This is a genomic window from Streptomyces thermospinosisporus, assembly GCF_039526425.1.
Lineage (GTDB): Bacteria > Actinomycetota > Actinomycetes > Streptomycetales > Streptomycetaceae > Streptomyces > Streptomyces thermocarboxydovorans.
Map to the genome: position 1 here is coordinate 1369 of NZ_BAAAIZ010000083.1, position 15859 is coordinate 17227.

The following is a 15859-nucleotide window of genomic DNA, read 5'->3' on the forward strand; positions in this document are numbered from 1 at the left end:
AACACCTCCTCCGGATACTCCAGCGCCTGCGCATACAGCCCCCGCAGAGCCACCCACACCTCCTCACGCCCCGGCACACCCGCCACCACCGGCCGCACACCGCCGTCCGGCGCCACGGGCGCACTGTCCTTGCCGCCGGGCTCAGCCGTCCCGGCCGGCTCGTCGTGCGGCGCGGAGCGGAAGTCCGACAGCCGGCGGCTGATCAGGGCGGTGATCTCGTGGCCGGTCGTGGTCCAGAAGGTCGAGAACTCGGCAGCGCTCAGCTCGGGGGCCAGGTACTGGCGCAGGGAGTCCAGTCCGTCACCCGCCGACAGGCCCGCACGCCGCAGCTCGGCCAGGGTGTCGGCCAGCCGCAGGGTGCTGCCGGGGCCGAGGGACAGCGTGGACAGCGAGACGAGGTCGTCCGAGTGGCCCAGGATCTTGGGAACCAGCGAGCTGAGGGCGGCGCGTCCGCCTGCCTCCACGAAGACGCGCGCACCGTGGTCATGGAGGAGGGTGAGTGCCGAGGAGAACCGCACGGGCAGGGTGAAGTGGTCGGCCAGCCGGTCGCCGAAGCTCTCGTCCTGGTCGTAGAAGCGCTGCAGGATCGGCGAGTAGACGGGCACGCTCAGCGTCCCGCGCGGCAGGTCCCGTACGGCGGCGGCGAAGTCGGGGGCCGCGGAAGCGAGCGACGGGTTGTGGAACGCGAAGGCGGCGTCCAGTTCGGCGCAGCCGATCCCGAGTTGTGCCGCGATGGCCTTGACCTGGTCGATGGCTCCGCGGGGACCGCTCAGCACGGTCTGGGCGGCGTGGTTCTCGGAGGCGACGGCGAGCCGGTGGTTCTCCACGAGCGCGATCAGGTGCCGCGCGCGGGAAGGTGCGGCGGCCAGCGCGACCATCGCTCCGCGCGCCGTTTCCAGCCGGGCGATGGCGGCGGTGCGGGACAGGACGATCCGGGCGCCGTCCTCGACGGAGTAGCCGCCCGCGGCGACCAGCGCCGTGATCTCCCCGAGGCTGTGGCCGACGAGCGCGGAGGGCTGTACTCCGTGCTCGGCGAGCACGCGGTGTGCCGCGAGTCCGGCCCCGTAGATGGCGAGCTGGGACACCCAGGGCTCGTCCTTGATGAGATCGGCCGGCTCCGGTGGTGTGTCCCGGAAGATGGTCGCGGACAGCTCCCGGCCGTGCGTCTGCCGGGTCACGGTGTCGATCCGCTCGAAGACGGCCCGCACCTGCGGGTAGCCGTCGGCCGCGCGGGTGAGCGCGAGGCCGTCGAAGCCGCCCTGGCCGGGGAAGAGAAGAACGGGACCGGCGTACTGCTGCCTACCGGGCATGGTGGGAATTCCTCCAGAACAAGGTGTGAGGGCTGTACTCCGAGCAGCCGCACAACGGCGTCGGTGCGCCGGCGTGTCATCGGAGTTGGCGAGGTGCCGGTCGTCGTGACGGGGCGTGACTCAGGCAGCCGGGCTGCGCAGGAGGAGCTCGCCCATGAGTCCGAGTCGGGCCGCCAGCAACCGGTCGGCGAGGCGGGCCGTCACCTCGGGCCGCCCGGGGACGGAGTGCAGCAGCCAGCGCAGCATGCGGATGCTGCGCGGCATTCCGCCCTCTTCGTCGAGATAGTCGAACAGTTCGCGGAAGCTGCGGCGGCAGTAGAAGACGTCCGGCGGGACGACGGCGGCGAACAGCCCGATCATGTGGCGCGCGTGCCAGGGGCTGCGGCTCATGGCCCCGATGAGCGCCCGTTCCTCCCGGGTGTGCTCGAGGATGCGCGCATAGTCCCGGGTGTAGTCGTAGTGGTCGCGCACGAGCGCGTCCCGGGCGCGGGCGTACGCCGCCAGCTCGAGGTCCATGCCGCGACCGCCGGACAGGCCCCGGTGCACGGCGTCCGCGAGGAGTTCGGCCCCGAGGACTGCGTGCGTGATGCCGGATGCGGTGATCGGGTCGCGGGTGGCGGAGGCGTCGCCGACGAGAGCCCAGCCCGGACCGTTGGGCGTGCGCAGGAAGTTGGGTACGGAACCGGTGAGCCAGCGGCCGGCCCTTCGGCCGGCCCTGACCTCGTCGGCTAACTCCGGGTCCACATCGGCCAGAGCGGCGATGACCGCCCGGTCGGCCGCCTCGCCGCTGCCCGGCGAAGGGAAGTCCGGCGTGGGCCATGCGACTCCCACGATGGACAGGCCGTCGTGGGTGGGCCAGGTGAAGGGGTGGCGGCGGTTCTTGCGGTAGGTGCGGACGAGCGAGGGCTGCTCCAGCCCCTCCCAGTACGTCCACAGGCTCTTGCTGAGCACCGGTTCGGCGCGGTATTGGCGGGCTCCGGCCAGCCGGGCCACCTTGGAGTTCTTGCCGTCGGCGCCGATGACGACGGTGCCCTTCTCCTGGAAGCGGCCCGATTGCCTGGACGTCCCCGCGATCCCCACGACGGTACCGCAGGCGTCGCGCAGCAGCTCCTGGACGGACGCCTCCTCGCGCACCTCGGCACCGGCGTCGGCCGCGCACCGCACCAGGGCCTCGTCCAGCGCCAGGCGAGGCGGCGACAGCGCGTAGTCCACGTCCTCGACGGCGGGGAGCCGGGCTTCCAGCCGGACGGGACCACTCTCCAGGCGGTAGCGGCTGATGCGCGGGATCGTCGGGTCGCCGAGCCTGTCGAGCACCCCCCATCGGGCGAGCCGCTGGACGCCCGGCGGGTGAATGAGGTTCGTGGACGACGACGTCGGACTGGGAAAGCGCGCCCGGTCGACCAGAAGCACCCGGTGGCCGTGCCGCGCCAGCAGCAGGGCCGTGGATGCGCCGGATATTCGTGCGCCTACAACAATGGCGTCGTACACGAAAGCCCCCGTCCACACATGAAGATCTCCGGATGAAAATCCGGCGCAGTCAGCGTAACAACACACCCCGAGCATTCGTCAACAATTTCCTGCACAGCCCTTCACCTGCTCATTCTCACCCACCGAGAAAACCCGAATCGATTTCTCGGTGGGTGAGAAATCAAAGATCACCACCCGGTATCGGGTTTCTCATGCGCCGAGAAAGCAACGGGCCGAGCGGAACCCGCCCGTTATTCCGCTACGCTGCTGCGGGTAGAGCCGATTCCAGGTACAGCTGATTCGGTGCCGCCGGCACCGCTGAACGAGGCGGAGGGGCAGAATTGCGTGACACGCAGGCCTTTTTCCCTGACAGCCGGGCCGTGGGCGTGGGCCCGGAGCCCCATCCGTGGATCACGCCCGCCCTCCCCCTGCTCGGCGTCTGGCGCGGGTCCGGCACCGGCGGATACGGCACCCTGAGCGAGGATTTCTCCTACGAGCAGGAGATCACCTTCAGTCACGACGGACGGCCCTTCCTGCGGTACGAGGCGCGCGCCTGGCTGACCGACCGCGAGGGGCGGCCGGACCGCCCGTCGGGCCGGGAGTCCGGCTGGTGGCGGGTCGTCGCCGACGGCTATCTCGAGGCCGTGGTCGCCCATCCCATCGGGATCGCCACCACGTACGTCGGCCGGATCTCGGGCAACGAGATCGAGATGACCTCCCGGGACATGGTCGTCACCCCGCTCGCGAAGGAGGTCACCGCGTCGCGCCGCCGCCTCACGCTGTGCGGGGACGAGCTGACGTTCGTGACGGAGGTGCAGGCGGTCGGCCAGCCTCTGCAGCAGCACCTGTCGGCCCGCCTGCGGCGCCTGCCCGGCTGACCGGGCCGGCCATGGGGAGCCTGCGGCGGCCGTGACAGCACACCCCGAAGACCCGTGACAGCACACCCCGAAGACCCCCGGGACCGGTCCTCACCGGGCTGCCGGGCGCTCGGCACCCGGGTCTCACGGGGTTCCGCCGGCGCAACACGCCTGCGACCGCCGCGTTCCGCCTCCCCTCCCGCTGCGCACCGCCCGTCGGCGAGACCGGCCACCCCGGCAGCGCTGCCCTGCCGCGGCGGCATCGGACAGCTCTTTCGCGCGCGGAGTTCGCGGGCCACGCCGGTGCACCTCCGCCTCGCACACCGGGAGCCGCCCGCCCGTCCCGTCTCCGCCGCACCCCTCCTCCGCGCCGTCCGCTGCGCCGGCCTCTCGGACCGGCCGGCCCGGTGGCTTGGATTCGCCCTCTCGCTCTCCGGCCGGATTCCGCATTCCGCTTTCATCACGGGGCGGCGGTCGGCGACCCGAGCCGGGACACCACCGATACACGGCAAAATCAAGCCGAATCCGTTAGATAGTGAGGCCCGTCACACTCCCGCAGTTCATTGCGCTGTACCGTCCAGCGATACGCACCTGGCTCACTTGCGGCAAGCGCCAGCGGGAAAGCCCTCGCCGCAGGCAGGGGCCGGTGAAAGTAGTTGCACGAAGAACCAACGGGGGCTGTGCATGCGTTTCGCACCTTTGACCACCCATTCGACGACACCAGGGCCCGGCCCGTGTCGCACAAGCCGGCCTTTCACTCGACGGTGGCTCCCCCTCCCCCACTGAAGTCACACCACGACTCCGGTGCCCGACGACTCTCCCCCAGTCTCTACGTCGAGAGGTCATACCGTGCGCCACGGTGCCATTTCTCAGTCCGGTGTCACTCGAACCCCGCTTTCCACGCCTCGGCAAAACAAGGTAAAAGAGCAGCCCAAAAATACTTCTCATACGGGGAGGTCGAGCCACGCCGAGCGTGTCTTCCGCGTGCAGCACGCCTTCACCAAGCTGGGCGGCGATGTGCACGGACTCGCGGAACTGGCCCGGGCCTCCTCGCTGGACGACTCGACGGTCTACCGCATCCTCCGCTCCGGTATCGAGCAGGGCGCGTTCGTGCAGGTCGCCAGGGGCCGGTACCGGCTCGGCCCGGCCGCCGCACGGCTCGGCACCCAGGCGCTGACCCCCCAGCTGGATCACGACGCGCTGAGCCGCTGTCTGGACCAGCTGCGCTTCACCACCGACGGCGGAATGGTGTTCCTCTACGGCCTGACCAACCTGGGCCACCCTCAGCGGCACTGCATCGACATGGCGCTGGGCGCCCATGACCTGACCGAACTGGGCATGACCCCCCGGGAGATCATGCGGGTCAACCGCTCGCTGCGGATCGGCGCCTCGGGCCGGGCGATCCTCGCTCACCTCTCCGAGAGCCTCCAGCACCGTGTGCTGGCCGAGCAGTTGCCCGCGGCCGTGGGACCGGGCGTGTACCGGGATCGCGGTCAACTGCTCGCCTCCCTCGCGGAGATCCGGGTCAAGGGGTATGCGCTCGGTTTCCAGGAGTGTGCGCGCGGCTGGGACTCGTTCGCCGCGCCCGTGCTGTGGGACGGCACCGTGCTCGGCTCGCTCGTCCTGCTGAAGCCCGCCCACCAGCCGGCTGCCGTCCGGGACCGCTGCGTCCTGGCGGTCAGGTCCGCGACAGCCGAGGTGAGCCAGCTGATGGGGGTGCTGGAGTCGCAGCCGCGCGGTCGGATCGCCTGACCCGCGGCTGTCCGCGAGGGCTCCGCACGCCGCCCGGTTCCCGGGAAGCCCTCGCCGGTTCCCGGGAAATCTTCGCCGGTTCCCGGGAAGCCCTGGCGCCTCCGGCCGGTTCAGCGCGCCGCGACGGTCCGGCCCTCGGCCGCCGGATCGCCGCCGTCCGCCTCCACCTGGCGCTGCTTCCGCCGGATCAGCAGGTACCCGGCCTCGCCGATCAGGAGGCCGGCGACGACCATCACGGCGGAGGGCACACCCAGGTAGCGCATCTCCACGTCGTGCTCGAGGAAGAACCTCCCGGCCACCGGAGCGAGCGACACACCGACGTAGTTCGCCGAGGAGCTCAGAGAGATGGACATCTGAGCGTTCGCCGGGTCCACCCCGGCGAGCCGGTGCTGGATCGGGACGAGCATGGCCCATCCGCACGCGCCCCACAGCATCACAGCGACGACAGCGGTCGCCAGGTGCCGGCTGCTCCACGGGCTGGTGGCGAAGACGGCGACCGCGATGGCGCCGGCCGCATTGATCACCACACGGTTGCCGAACTTGTCCGTCAGGCGTCCCGTGGTCATGTTGCCGGCCACAGCCGCGACGCCCCAGGCGAACAGCAGCCACGCCAAGGTCCTGCCGCTGCCGTCCGTGGCCGGGGCGAAGACCTGGCTGACATAGGTGTACAGGACGAACAGACCGCTGTAGCCGACCAGGACCAGCAGCAGCGTCAGGGCGATCCTGGGATCGGCGACGGGCGACAGACGCTGCTTCAGCGTCACCGCGGGCGGGCTGGGCACGGAGGGAAGGGCCGCCCCGACGGCGATCGCGGCCACCAGACCGACCGCCGCCACGAAGATCATGGTGCCGCGCCAGTCGGTGAACCCGCTGATCGCCGTACCAAGAGGGGACCCGAGGGCGGTGGCCGCGCTCAGTCCGCCGAACAGGATGGACAGGGCGGTGCCCCGCCGCTCCGGCCCGGCGAGAGCGACGACGACACCGGCTGCGGTCGGCGTGAACATGGCCCCGCCCAGCGCGGCCATCACCCGGAAGCCCAGTGCCACTTCGAAACCGGTCGCCAGTCCGGTGCCGATGTTGCCCGCGATGAAGACCAGCAGACCGCTGAGCAGCAGCAGCCTGCGCGGCACCCGCGCGGCCACCGCCGCCACCACGGGCGAGAGGACGGCGTAGGCCAGGGCGTAGGCCGTGATCAGCTCGGCGCTCGTGGGCACGTCGACATCGAGGTCCTCGGCCACGCTGGGCAGGATGCCGGCGACCACGAAGCTGTCCGTGCCGATCGCGAACATGCCGATGGCCAGTGTGACGAACCGCCAGTTCAGGCTCTTGTCTGGTTTTTCCACGGGAGTCCTCATCGTCGACGACGGAAGCCGGAGGTGACCGGAGAGCGGCGTAACGGAGATTTGAAATGTTTACCGTTAGGCAGGACCTTATCCCAGCCTCACGGAAAGTCTCAAGTGCTAGCGTTAGGTCATGGACGCTGCCGAATCCTCCACCCCGACAGCCCCGCCGCAGGCTCCCGGCGAGGACCTTCACTGCGCCCTGGCCCTGGTCAACACCGCGTTCAGCCGACCGAGCGGCCCCTACGACGGACTGCGCGACCCCGAGAGCGCCGCGGCCTGGTTGCACGACCGCGGGCTACTGCCCTCCGGGAACCTGGTCGCCACCCAGGAACTGGAACGGCTGCTCGAACTGAGGCGCTCGCTGCGCGAACTGCTCAACGCCGGCCTGAACGGCACGTCCCCTGAACCGACAGCCCTGTCCACGCTGAACACGACACTCGCGAGGGCCCCCGCCGTCCACGAGATCCGCTGGGAACGCAGCGGCCCGGTGGCAGACGTCCGCCGGCCGGTCGACGACCCCTTCGGCGCGGCCCTCACCATGCTGGCCGAGAACGCGGTGGAACTCCTGACCGGCCCCCCGAGCGCCCGCCTCAGCACCTGCGGAGCTCCCGGCTGCACCCGTCTCTTCATCCGCACGCACGGCGCCCGCCGCTGGTGCTCCGACCGCTGCGGAAACCGCGTCCGCGCGGCGCGCCACTACGCCGACCACCGCGGCACGCGAAGCCGCAGGCCCTGAGTTCTGTCCACACTGTCTGTCCACACTGGTCGGCGTCCCCGGGCGCCGGACAGCTCCCGTCAGTCGTCCCCCGGTGCCTCACCCGCCGCCAGCCGGAGGGTGAACACCGAGCCGGTGCCGGGCTCGCTGCGGGCCTCGGCCGTGCCGCCGTGCGCGGCCATCAGCTGGCGGACGATGGGCAGGCCGAGGCCACTGCCGCCGCTGCGGCGGCTGCGGGACTTCTCCGACCGCCAGAACCGGTCGAAGGCCCCGCCCGGTGCGCCGCAGCACCGTGCGGATACGGGCCATCAGCTCACGCGGGCTGTACGGCTTGGTCATGTAGTCGTCGGCGCCCAGCTCCAGTCCGAGCAGGACGTCGTCCTCGGCGGAGCGGGCAGTGAGCATCAGCACCGGGATGTCGTCGTCCCGGCGCAGCATCCGCGTCCGGTCACCACCAGGGCCTGGCGGGTGCCGGACGGCACCTGGGCCCAGGTCTTCGGACTGAGCCCGGGCAGTTGCTGGGGCGCGGCATGCACGTCGATCGTGTCGGACGCGGGCGACTGGATCTTGGCGGACGAGGGCGACTGCCGTCGCGGCGCCTCGGCGCCTGGCTGGGCCGTCTCCACTCCGCACCCGGCGAGCAGGAGAGAGGCGGCCAGCAGGGCGGCGGCCCGAAGGTTCGGCGTGATCATGCTTCGACCTTGGCGGACGGTTGTTTGAAACCCGTCAGGGTCACACCTCTCCCGAGGTGCCCGCGGGTAGAGTCCTCGTACGTGAGCGAGGCGATGCGCAGGCGACTCAGAGCGATCCCGGTCTTCAAGAACGTGCGGGCAGCCGAGTTCCGGGAGAAGGATCTCCCGGACAATCCGCTTCCGGTGATCGCGGACTGGATCCTCGCGGCGCACGCCGCGGGGCAGCCGGAGCCCCATGCGATGAGCCTCTGCACGGTCGGACCGACCGGCGTTCCGTCGAGCCGGGTTCTGATCGTGAAGGACATCGACGACCGTCACCTGTACTTCGCGACTCCCGCCGGCAGCCGCAAGGGCCTGGAGATCGCGACGAATCCGCATGTGGCGGCCCACTTCCACTGGCCTGCCACCGGACAGCAGATACGGATCGTGGGGACCGCCGCCGGCCAGGGCCGCGAGGCCTCCGAACGCGACTTCGCCGAGCGGGGCCGCGGCTCGCAGCTCGCCGCCCACCTGCACCGGCCGGGCCCGCTCACCGACCGGCGGAGCGCACTCGCCGAGTTCGAGCGCCTCGGCGCGGTCCACCCCGGCGAGGTGCCGTGCCCGCCGGACTGGACGCTCTACGCCATCTCCCCCACCGAGGTCGAGTTCTGGGAGGCGAGTGCCGACCGGGTCCACCACCGGATCGTGTACCGCAGGGACGCGACGGCCGGGGCGGACGGCTGGGCCCATGAGCTGATGTGGCCCTGAGGTGACCCTTGACCCTCCCGGCCGTACAAACGCACATGCGAGCTGCACCGATCGAACCGCTGGCTCATGCGAAGCGACCACTGACTTTCGCCTTGCATCTGCGGCAGTATCATCGACACATCGACGCAAGCATGCATGAACGCATGAACGCATGAACGCCAACCGGTACCGGCGGGCGGGGACGCAGGTGGCCCGTCCGGACCACAGGTGATCGCGTCCGTCAGGACGAGAGGGAGTGGGCGGAGTGGACCCGTCATGACCTGTACCGCGCGCCCGAACCGCCGGACCCGCCGGACCCGCCGTGCCCTGCGCGTGGCCGGCGCAGGAGTCGCCGCGCTGCTGGCCCTGAGCGCCTGCTCGTCGTCCGCAGACTCCTCGGCGGCGACGTCGGACTCCTCCGGATCCGGCGGCGGCTCGGGCTCGGGCAAGGTCACCGGCGAGGTCACCGTCTTCGCCGCCGCCTCGCTGAAGGAGAGCTTCGAGAAGCTGGGCCAGGAGTTCGAGCGGCAGCACCCGGGCACCAAGGTCACCTTCAGCTTCGGCGGCAGCGACTCCCTCGCCGCGAGCATCACCGGCGGGGCACCGGCCGACGTGTTCGCCTCGGCGAGCCCGAAGACGATGAAGATCGTCACGGACGCCGGGGACGCCTCCGGCACGCCGGCCACCTTCGTCCGCAATCAGCTGCAGATCGCCACCCTGCCGGGCAACCCCGGCAAGATCGGCTCCCTGAAGGACCTCACCGACCCGGACCTGAAGGTCGTGCTCTGCGATGAGGCAGTGCCCTGCGGCGCCGCCGCCCGGAAGGCCCTCGACGCGAGCAAGCTCCAGCTCACGCCGGTGTCGTACGAGAAGGACGTCAAGTCCGCCCTCAACAAGGTGGTGCTGAAGGAGGCCGACGCGGCCGTCGTCTACCAGACGGACGTGAAGGCGGCGGGTAAGAAGGTGGAGGGAGTGGAATTCCCGGAGGCGGCCGGCGCCGTCAACGACTACCCCATCACGCTGCTGAAGGACGCCCCCAACCCCACGGCCGCCAGGGCCTTCATCGCGCTCGTGCAGTCCCCCGAGGGCCGGAAGGTCCTGACCGAGGCCGGGTTCCTCCAGCCGTGACCCCGGACGACGAAAAGGCCGGTGCCGGCACCCTGCGGGGTGGGCCGCGGCGCCGGCGCGTCCGGACGGGCGGTGAGGGCCGGGGCGTGCCGCTGCCCCTGCTGCTGCCCGCGCTGGTCGGCCTGGCGTTCCTGATCGTGCCGCTGATCGCCCTGCTGGTGCGGACCCCGTGGCACAGCCTGCCCGGGCTGCTGACCAGCGCCCAGGTCTGGCAGGCGCTGCAGCTGTCCCTGATCTGCGCCACCGCCGCGACCGCGGTGAGCCTGGTCGTCGGCGTGCCGCTGGCCTGGCTGCTGGCCCGCGTCGAGTTCCCGGGACGCGGTCTCGTACGGGCCCTCGTCACGCTTCCCCTCGTCCTGCCGCCGGTGGTCGGCGGTGTGGCGCTGCTGATGGCGCTCGGCCGCAACGGCATCGTCGGGCGGTGGCTGGACTCGTGGTCCGGGATCACCCTGCCGTTCACGACGGCCGGGGTGGTGGTCGCGGAGGCGTTCGTCGCCCTGCCGTTCCTCGTCATCAGCGTCGAGGGCACGCTGCGTGCCGCCGACCCGCGCTACGAAGAGGCCGCCGCCACCCTGGGTGCCTCCCGCTTCACCGCCTTCCGCCGGGTCACGCTCCCCCTGATCGCCCCGGGCATCGCGGCCGGGGCCGTCCTGGCCTGGGCCCGGGCGCTCGGCGAGTTCGGCGCGACGATCACCTTCGCCGGCAACTTCCCGGGACGTACCCAGACCATGCCGCTCGCCGTCTACCTGGCCCTGCAGAGTGACCCGGAGGCCGCCATCGCCCTCAGTCTCGTGCTGCTGGCCGTCTCCATCGCGGTGCTGGCCGCTCTGCGCGACCGTTGGGTGGCAGCGGGATGACCGGCACCGACTCCGCCGCTGCCGACGTGCGTGCCGAGTCCCGCGCGGAGGGACTCGACGCCCGTCTCGTCGTCGAACGCGGCGCCTTCCGCCTCGACATCACGCTGACCGTCGCACCCGGCGAGGTGGTCGCCCTGCTCGGCCCCAACGGCGCCGGCAAGACCACCGCCCTGCGCGCCCTCGCCGGCCTGACGCCGCTCACCGAGGGCCATCTGCGGCTGGACGGCGTGGCACTGGAGCACACCCCGCCCGAGTCCCGCCCCGTAGGCGTCGTCTTCCAGGACTATCTTCTCTTCCCGCACCTCACCGCCCTGGACAATGTGGCCTTCGGCCCCCGCTGCCAGGGCGTGTCCAAGGCAGCCGCCCGTGCGCAGGCCGCCGACTGGCTCGACCGCCTGGGCCTCGCGGCCCACGCCGGCGCCAAGCCCCGCAAGCTCTCCGGCGGCCAGGCCCAGCGGGTCGCCCTGGCCCGCGCGCTCGCCACCAACCCACGCCTGCTCCTGCTCGACGAACCGCTCGCCGCGCTCGACGCCCGCACCCGCCTGGAGGTCCGCGCCCAGCTCCGGCGCCATCTTGCCGACTTCGAGGCCGTCGCCGTCCTGGTCACGCACGACCCGCTGGACGCCATGGTGCTCGCCGACCGCCTGGTCGTCGTGGAGGAGGGCCGCATCGTCCAGGAGGGCACCCCCGCGGACATCGCCCGCCGTCCCCGCACGGACTACATCGCCCAGCTGGTGGGCCTGAACCTCTACCGGGGCAAGGCCGAGGGCCACACCGTCCGCCTCGACACCGGCCCCCTCGTCACCACCACGGAGGCCCTGACCGGCCCGGTCTACGTGGCCTTCCCGCCCAACGCGGTCACCCTGCACCGCGCCCGCCCGACCGGCTCCAGCGCCCGCAATCTCTGGCACTGCGAGGTCGGCGGCCTGGAGACCCACGGCGACCAGATCCGCGCCGTCCTCACGGGCGAGCTGCCGCTCGTCGCGGACCTGACGACGGTCGCCGCCGCCGAACTGGACCTCTACCCGGGCGCGGAGGTCTGGGCGACGGTGAAGGCGACACAGACCCACGCCTACCCGGTCTGACCCGAGATGCTCGCCGGAATAGTCCAGGTAGGTGATGGAGAACGGGCTGTAGGTCTCGTTGCGCTCGGTGCGGACGGAGCACAGGAAGTTCCATTCGATATGTCGGCTCGTCGTTGCGGGTCCGGCCAGGCGTCGGGGCTCGTGATCTGCTGGTAGATCCTGTTCAGCCGGGTCGACTGTTCCGGCAGCTGGGCGTGGAACCCCAGGTCCGGTCGCGGGATCGCCAGTCGGCGGAACAGACTGGCGAGGTACACGGTCTTACCGGACTCGGCGGGGCCGAGCACGGTGACGGGAATGGCCGGCATGCAGTGTCTCGCAAATGGCTTCACGTGGTGGTTTCGCTGACGCACGAGCGAATACGGCGAACCGTGCGAGACGCTCCCCCGTACCCCCCAACCCGTAGTGAAGCGCTCCGGCGGCCGGGCGAACCGGTCGCAGTGCGGGTTCGGCAGAACACCGGACGAAAACCGTGCGCGGGAAACCGTGCGCGGGCCCGCGACCGGACTCGTCGCCGGCGGCCGGCGCTCAGTGAGCAGCGGCGATCGACCGCAGTGCCGGTACGGAGTGGACGATGAGGCGGCAGCGCCCGTAGCTGACGGCCCGCATGGCCCTCAACTCCTGCAGCGCGTGTGCACCCTCCGCTCCCGCGCCCCGATGAACTCGCCCCACTCCGCATGGGTCAACCCGGGTCTGACCGACAGCCCCTCCGGCGTGCGAACCCCGTAATGCTCCGTCAGATCCAGTACCGCGCGGCACAGTCGCGCGATGACGGGGCCGCGGGTGAACTGGGTGCGGCGACGGACGGCGGTGCGGCTGCGGTGGGCGAGGCTGTGGCTGACGGCCAGGCCGGCCGCCTGGTACCGCGTCAGCCAGCCCAGCCACTCGTCCTGCGATATCCGCCGGACGCACACCTGCTCGGCCGCCGTGACCGTGGCCGAACGGGGATGGTTGTCGAACGCCGCGGTCTCCCCCATCACATCACCGGCGGCGCGGATGTCCACCAAGGAGGTCGCGCCCTGATCACCGGTCGTCGTCACTTTGGCGAAGCCGCTGAGCAGGAGCAGCACGAACGTATCGGTGGCACCTTCGAGCAGCATGATCTCGCCGGCCTTGTAGGTGCGCTCGGTACCGGTCCGCAACAGGGCGGACAGCTCAGGGGCAACGGACGCCGGGTCCGCTCCGGCGGCTCTGTCCAGTTCCCACAGCAGCGTGCCTCGCGGGCAGCCGGCCCCTGTCGCATGCATCACCGGCCCGTACCCCCCACCTGGTTGCCGCGCACTGAGCACACCGCCCCCTCCCTGTCGGCACTCCGCACGAAACCTACCCGTACGGAGGGATATACATAGTAAGAAGTGAACTTGCGTATGAAGTCGTGCGGTTCTGCATATACAAGGCCGCGACACCGACCGATGCTGATCGTCCCGACCAGGTGATATTCCCGGCAGACCGCCGCTTCTCCACATCAATCGCCGGGCGGCCATCTATCCGCGTAGACAAGAATCGCTCACAATAGCGCCGCACTCGCACGAGCACGTCCCGCTGTGCGCCGCACAGCGGTATCTCCGACATGCCCGGACCGGGCAACTCCCTTGTCTGGAGGACATGGTGTTCGCAGAGAGACAGATCCGCGCGGCACTCACCGTACTCGCCTTGAGCGGCCTGACCCTGACCACCCTTCAGGGAACCGCAGGAGCCACCGACGCCCCTGCCGCAACAACCTCGGCCACCGCCGAGCCCTCCCCCGTCGCCTCCATCGAGAGGTCGACTGCACGCGCCCTGGCCCGTTCGCTCGCCGAGCCGGCCTGGCACAAGCAGGCGGCAAAGGCGGCCCTGGCCGCCGAGGAGGCGGACCTGCTGCCTCTCACGGCCAAGTCCGCCGCCAAGTCGGTCGAGGGCTTCCGCAAGACCCTCGTCGAGGCGGAAACCGGCATCGCCGCGGCCAAGGGGCTCGGCGCAACGGACGTCGGCTCCCTCTTGCAGGTCCGCCTCGCCGGCAAGCCGGTGAGCCAGTCGGCGCTCACCAAGACGCCGCCGCTCGTCGCCTCGGCACCGTCCGACGACCAGGCCGACGTGGTCATCGCCTACGACACCGCGGGCAACGCACACGAACTGTCCGCGCGCAAGGCTCCGGAGCGCCCGGTCTACGTCATCGGCGTCGACGGACAGGAGGCCCTCGCCGCCGGCCTCGAAGTGATCGACAGGGAACTCGCCGCCAAGGGCCTCGGCACCCTGAGCGCCACCGAGACCAACACGTCTGCGGCCCGCACGGCCGGATCCGCCTCCGCCTCCGCCTCCGCCTCCGCCTCCGCAGGGTCCACCGGATCCGCCGCGTCCACCGGGTTCTGGACGACCCGCATCGAGTCCCTCAGCGTGGCGGACCTCAAGGAGCCCTGGTTCAAGGGCGATGCCGAGCTCTTCACCCTCGTCACCGGCTTCGGCACGGACGGCAAGGTCCGCGTCGACACAGTCACCATGCCGTACGTCGACGACGAGGACACGACCTACTACCCCGGCCAGATCCTCGTCAACTGGTCGAACTACAAGTACAACCTGGCCGATGCGGTCCTCATGGAGGACGACGGCGACACCAACTACTCCTCGCTCGCCAAGGCACTCGCCGCGGCCCTGCTGACCATCACCGACCAGGGCGCGTACATCCCGCTCGTGAACGCGATCATCGACGCGATGCCCGCCTCGTGGTGGACCGACGACCCCGACTACGTCGACTCCTTCTACACACTGGCGAGGGAGACCACCGGCAGCCGCACCGGCGCCTCCGCCAACGCCCGCATGACTGTGGAGCGTTACTACGTCTCCGCACTCTGACGCACGACGCCGCGCCCCCGCCGGACGCGTATCACCCGGCCCGGGGGCGCGGTCCCGCACGGCACGGCAGTCAGGCATCAGCTGCCGCGCGCGTGGGCAGTGATCAGTGGTGAGGTCGTCGACCGAAGCAAGGTGGATCACCGCTTCGGAGCTGGCAGCGAGGGTCTCGTAGTCACGGGGCAATGCGCCGGTGCATCATGATCCAGCCGATACACCCAGCACCTTTTCAGTACACGTAAGCCGCGAGTTCCTGGGTTGGTCATCGGGTCAGCGAGGACGAAGGCCGTGGGCTCGGGCTTCCGGCCTTCCTTTACGCGGGGCGAGGGCTGGTCGCAATTGGTCTGGACGAAGATCCTGTCGTCGCGCCAGGCGGCGTAGGAAAAGTAGACGGTGCCGTGGCCAGGGGAGTCACAGCACAGCCTGCCCCGGGCCTGATCAGAATGGCTGATCCTGTGGGGTGCACCGGGCTGACCGGGCTGACCTTGGTAGGAAGGTGAAGGAAGGGCAGCAGCACGCCTGCGCCAACCTCCAACAATGCGAAAGGTCGACGATCGGATCATGACCGCTCCATCCTTCAACCCCCGTGCACTGCTGACGAAGAGCCAGATCGGTGTGCTGGCGACCATCAAGGCGGACGGGCGGCCGCAGCTCTCCCCCGTCCAGCCGTTCTACGACGAGTCGGCGGGCGTGATCCTTGTGTCCACCAGCGCAGGTACGGCCAAGGTGGCGAACCTGCGGTGGGACGCCCGGGCCACGCTGGAGGTGACAGCTCGGACGGCATGTCGTGGGCCACCGCCGAGGGGATCGCCACGCTCACCGGGCCGGGCACCGACCCCCACGGGCCCGAGGTGGAGGCGCTGGTGAACTACTACCGGGTCGCCGCCGGGGAGCACCCTGACTGGGACGAGTACCGGGCGGTGATGGTCTCCGAGCGCCGGGTGCTCATCACGATGACGGTCGACCACGTCTACGGGGCCGACATCAGCTGACGGAACGACAGACGACAGGCGCAAGGAGGCGCCACCGCGTTCAAGGGGAACTGCCGAAGGCCGGCCATTGGGCCCCGAGACTGTGCATTCCGTCCCGTCCGATGTCCGGGAC

General features: G+C 70.7%; 13 protein-coding genes and 4 pseudogenes. 9 read left to right on the forward strand and 8 right to left on the reverse strand.

Annotated features, from left to right (window positions below; all coding sequences use genetic code 11):
- Positions 1-1310: acyltransferase domain-containing protein (locus ABD207_RS24570; protein ID WP_344015285.1), on the reverse strand; the 1310-nt coding region annotated here is incomplete at its 3' end.
- 120 nt (positions 1311-1430) lie between these two features.
- Positions 1431-2798, reverse strand: a complete 1368-nt coding sequence (locus ABD207_RS24575) for an NAD(P)/FAD-dependent oxidoreductase (RefSeq protein WP_344015286.1) — start codon at positions 2796-2798, stop codon at positions 1431-1433.
- A 359-nt stretch (positions 2799-3157) separates the two neighbouring features.
- Here ABD207_RS24575 and ABD207_RS24580 point away from each other — a divergent pair, with 359 nt between their 5' ends.
- Entirely contained in the window at positions 3158-3655 is a 498-nt protein-coding gene (locus tag ABD207_RS24580) for a heme-binding beta-barrel domain-containing protein (protein WP_344015287.1), read from the forward strand.
- Positions 3656-4483: 828 nt separating this feature from the next.
- On the forward strand, positions 4484-5386 hold the full coding sequence (locus tag ABD207_RS24585; RefSeq protein ID WP_344015289.1) for an IclR family transcriptional regulator: 903 nt from the start codon (positions 4484-4486) through the stop codon (positions 5384-5386).
- A gap of 110 nt (positions 5387-5496) precedes the next feature.
- Here ABD207_RS24585 and ABD207_RS24590 read toward each other — a convergent pair whose 3' ends face one another.
- A complete protein-coding gene (locus ABD207_RS24590; RefSeq protein WP_344015290.1) occupies positions 5497-6729 on the reverse strand; it encodes an MFS transporter in 1233 nt (410 codons plus the stop codon).
- Positions 6730-6859: 130 nt separating this feature from the next.
- Here ABD207_RS24590 and ABD207_RS24595 point away from each other — a divergent pair, with 130 nt between their 5' ends.
- On the forward strand, positions 6860-7465 hold the full coding sequence (locus ABD207_RS24595; protein ID WP_344015291.1) for a CGNR zinc finger domain-containing protein: 606 nt from the start codon (positions 6860-6862) through the stop codon (positions 7463-7465).
- Between the two features lie 59 nt (positions 7466-7524).
- Here ABD207_RS24595 and ABD207_RS24600 read toward each other — a convergent pair.
- The 3 genes and pseudogenes from ABD207_RS24600 to ABD207_RS24610 all read right to left on the reverse strand — a co-directional run.
- Positions 7525-7710, reverse strand: a pseudogene (locus ABD207_RS24600) (ATP-binding protein); the annotation flags it as partial.
- Positions 7711-7713: 3 nt separating this feature from the next.
- Positions 7714-7885, reverse strand: a pseudogene (locus tag ABD207_RS24605) (response regulator); the annotation flags it as partial.
- Entirely contained in the window at positions 7849-8136 is a 288-nt protein-coding gene (locus ABD207_RS24610) for a hypothetical protein (protein WP_344015298.1), read from the reverse strand. The gene ABD207_RS24610 and the pseudogene ABD207_RS24605, both read right to left, overlap by 37 nt.
- Before the next feature lie 81 nt (positions 8137-8217).
- Between ABD207_RS24610 and ABD207_RS24615 the strand changes: the two genes are divergently transcribed.
- The 4 genes from ABD207_RS24615 to ABD207_RS24630 all read left to right on the forward strand — a co-directional run bounded on the left by ABD207_RS24615 (position 8218) and on the right by ABD207_RS24630 (position 11932).
- The gene (locus ABD207_RS24615) at positions 8218-8883 is read left to right on the forward strand and encodes a pyridoxine/pyridoxamine 5'-phosphate oxidase (protein ID WP_344015292.1); all 666 of its coding nucleotides are present in this window, start codon (positions 8218-8220) and stop codon (positions 8881-8883) included.
- Positions 8884-9138: 255 nt separating this feature from the next.
- A complete protein-coding gene (gene modA / locus ABD207_RS24620; protein ID WP_344015293.1) occupies positions 9139-9990 on the forward strand; it encodes a molybdate ABC transporter substrate-binding protein in 852 nt (283 codons plus the stop codon).
- Complete coding sequence (gene modB / locus ABD207_RS24625; RefSeq protein ID WP_344015294.1) at positions 9987-10847, forward strand: molybdate ABC transporter permease subunit; 861 nt, start codon at positions 9987-9989, stop codon at positions 10845-10847. Before modA ends, modB begins: the two co-directional genes overlap by 4 nt.
- A complete protein-coding gene (locus tag ABD207_RS24630; protein WP_344015295.1) occupies positions 10844-11932 on the forward strand; it encodes an ABC transporter ATP-binding protein in 1089 nt (362 codons plus the stop codon). Before modB ends, ABD207_RS24630 begins: the two co-directional genes overlap by 4 nt.
- Positions 11933-12543: 611 nt before the next feature.
- Here ABD207_RS24630 and ABD207_RS24635 read toward each other — a convergent pair.
- Positions 12544-13218, reverse strand: coding sequence for a Crp/Fnr family transcriptional regulator (locus ABD207_RS24635; protein WP_344015296.1), 675 nt, complete (start codon positions 13216-13218; stop codon positions 12544-12546).
- Positions 13219-13582: 364 nt separating this feature from the next.
- Between ABD207_RS24635 and ABD207_RS24640 the strand changes: the two genes are divergently transcribed.
- Positions 13583-14758, forward strand: coding sequence for a DUF3103 family protein (locus ABD207_RS24640; protein WP_344015297.1), 1176 nt, complete (start codon positions 13583-13585; stop codon positions 14756-14758).
- 111 nt (positions 14759-14869) lie between these two features.
- On the opposite strand, the pseudogene ABD207_RS24645 reads toward ABD207_RS24640, so the two are convergent.
- Positions 14870-15168 (reverse strand): annotated as a pseudogene (locus ABD207_RS24645) (hypothetical protein); the annotation flags it as partial.
- 148 nt (positions 15169-15316) lie between these two features.
- Here ABD207_RS24645 and ABD207_RS24650 point away from each other — a divergent pair.
- A pseudogene (locus ABD207_RS24650) lies at positions 15317-15747 on the forward strand (PPOX class F420-dependent oxidoreductase).
- Positions 15748-15859: the final 112 nt, after the last annotated feature.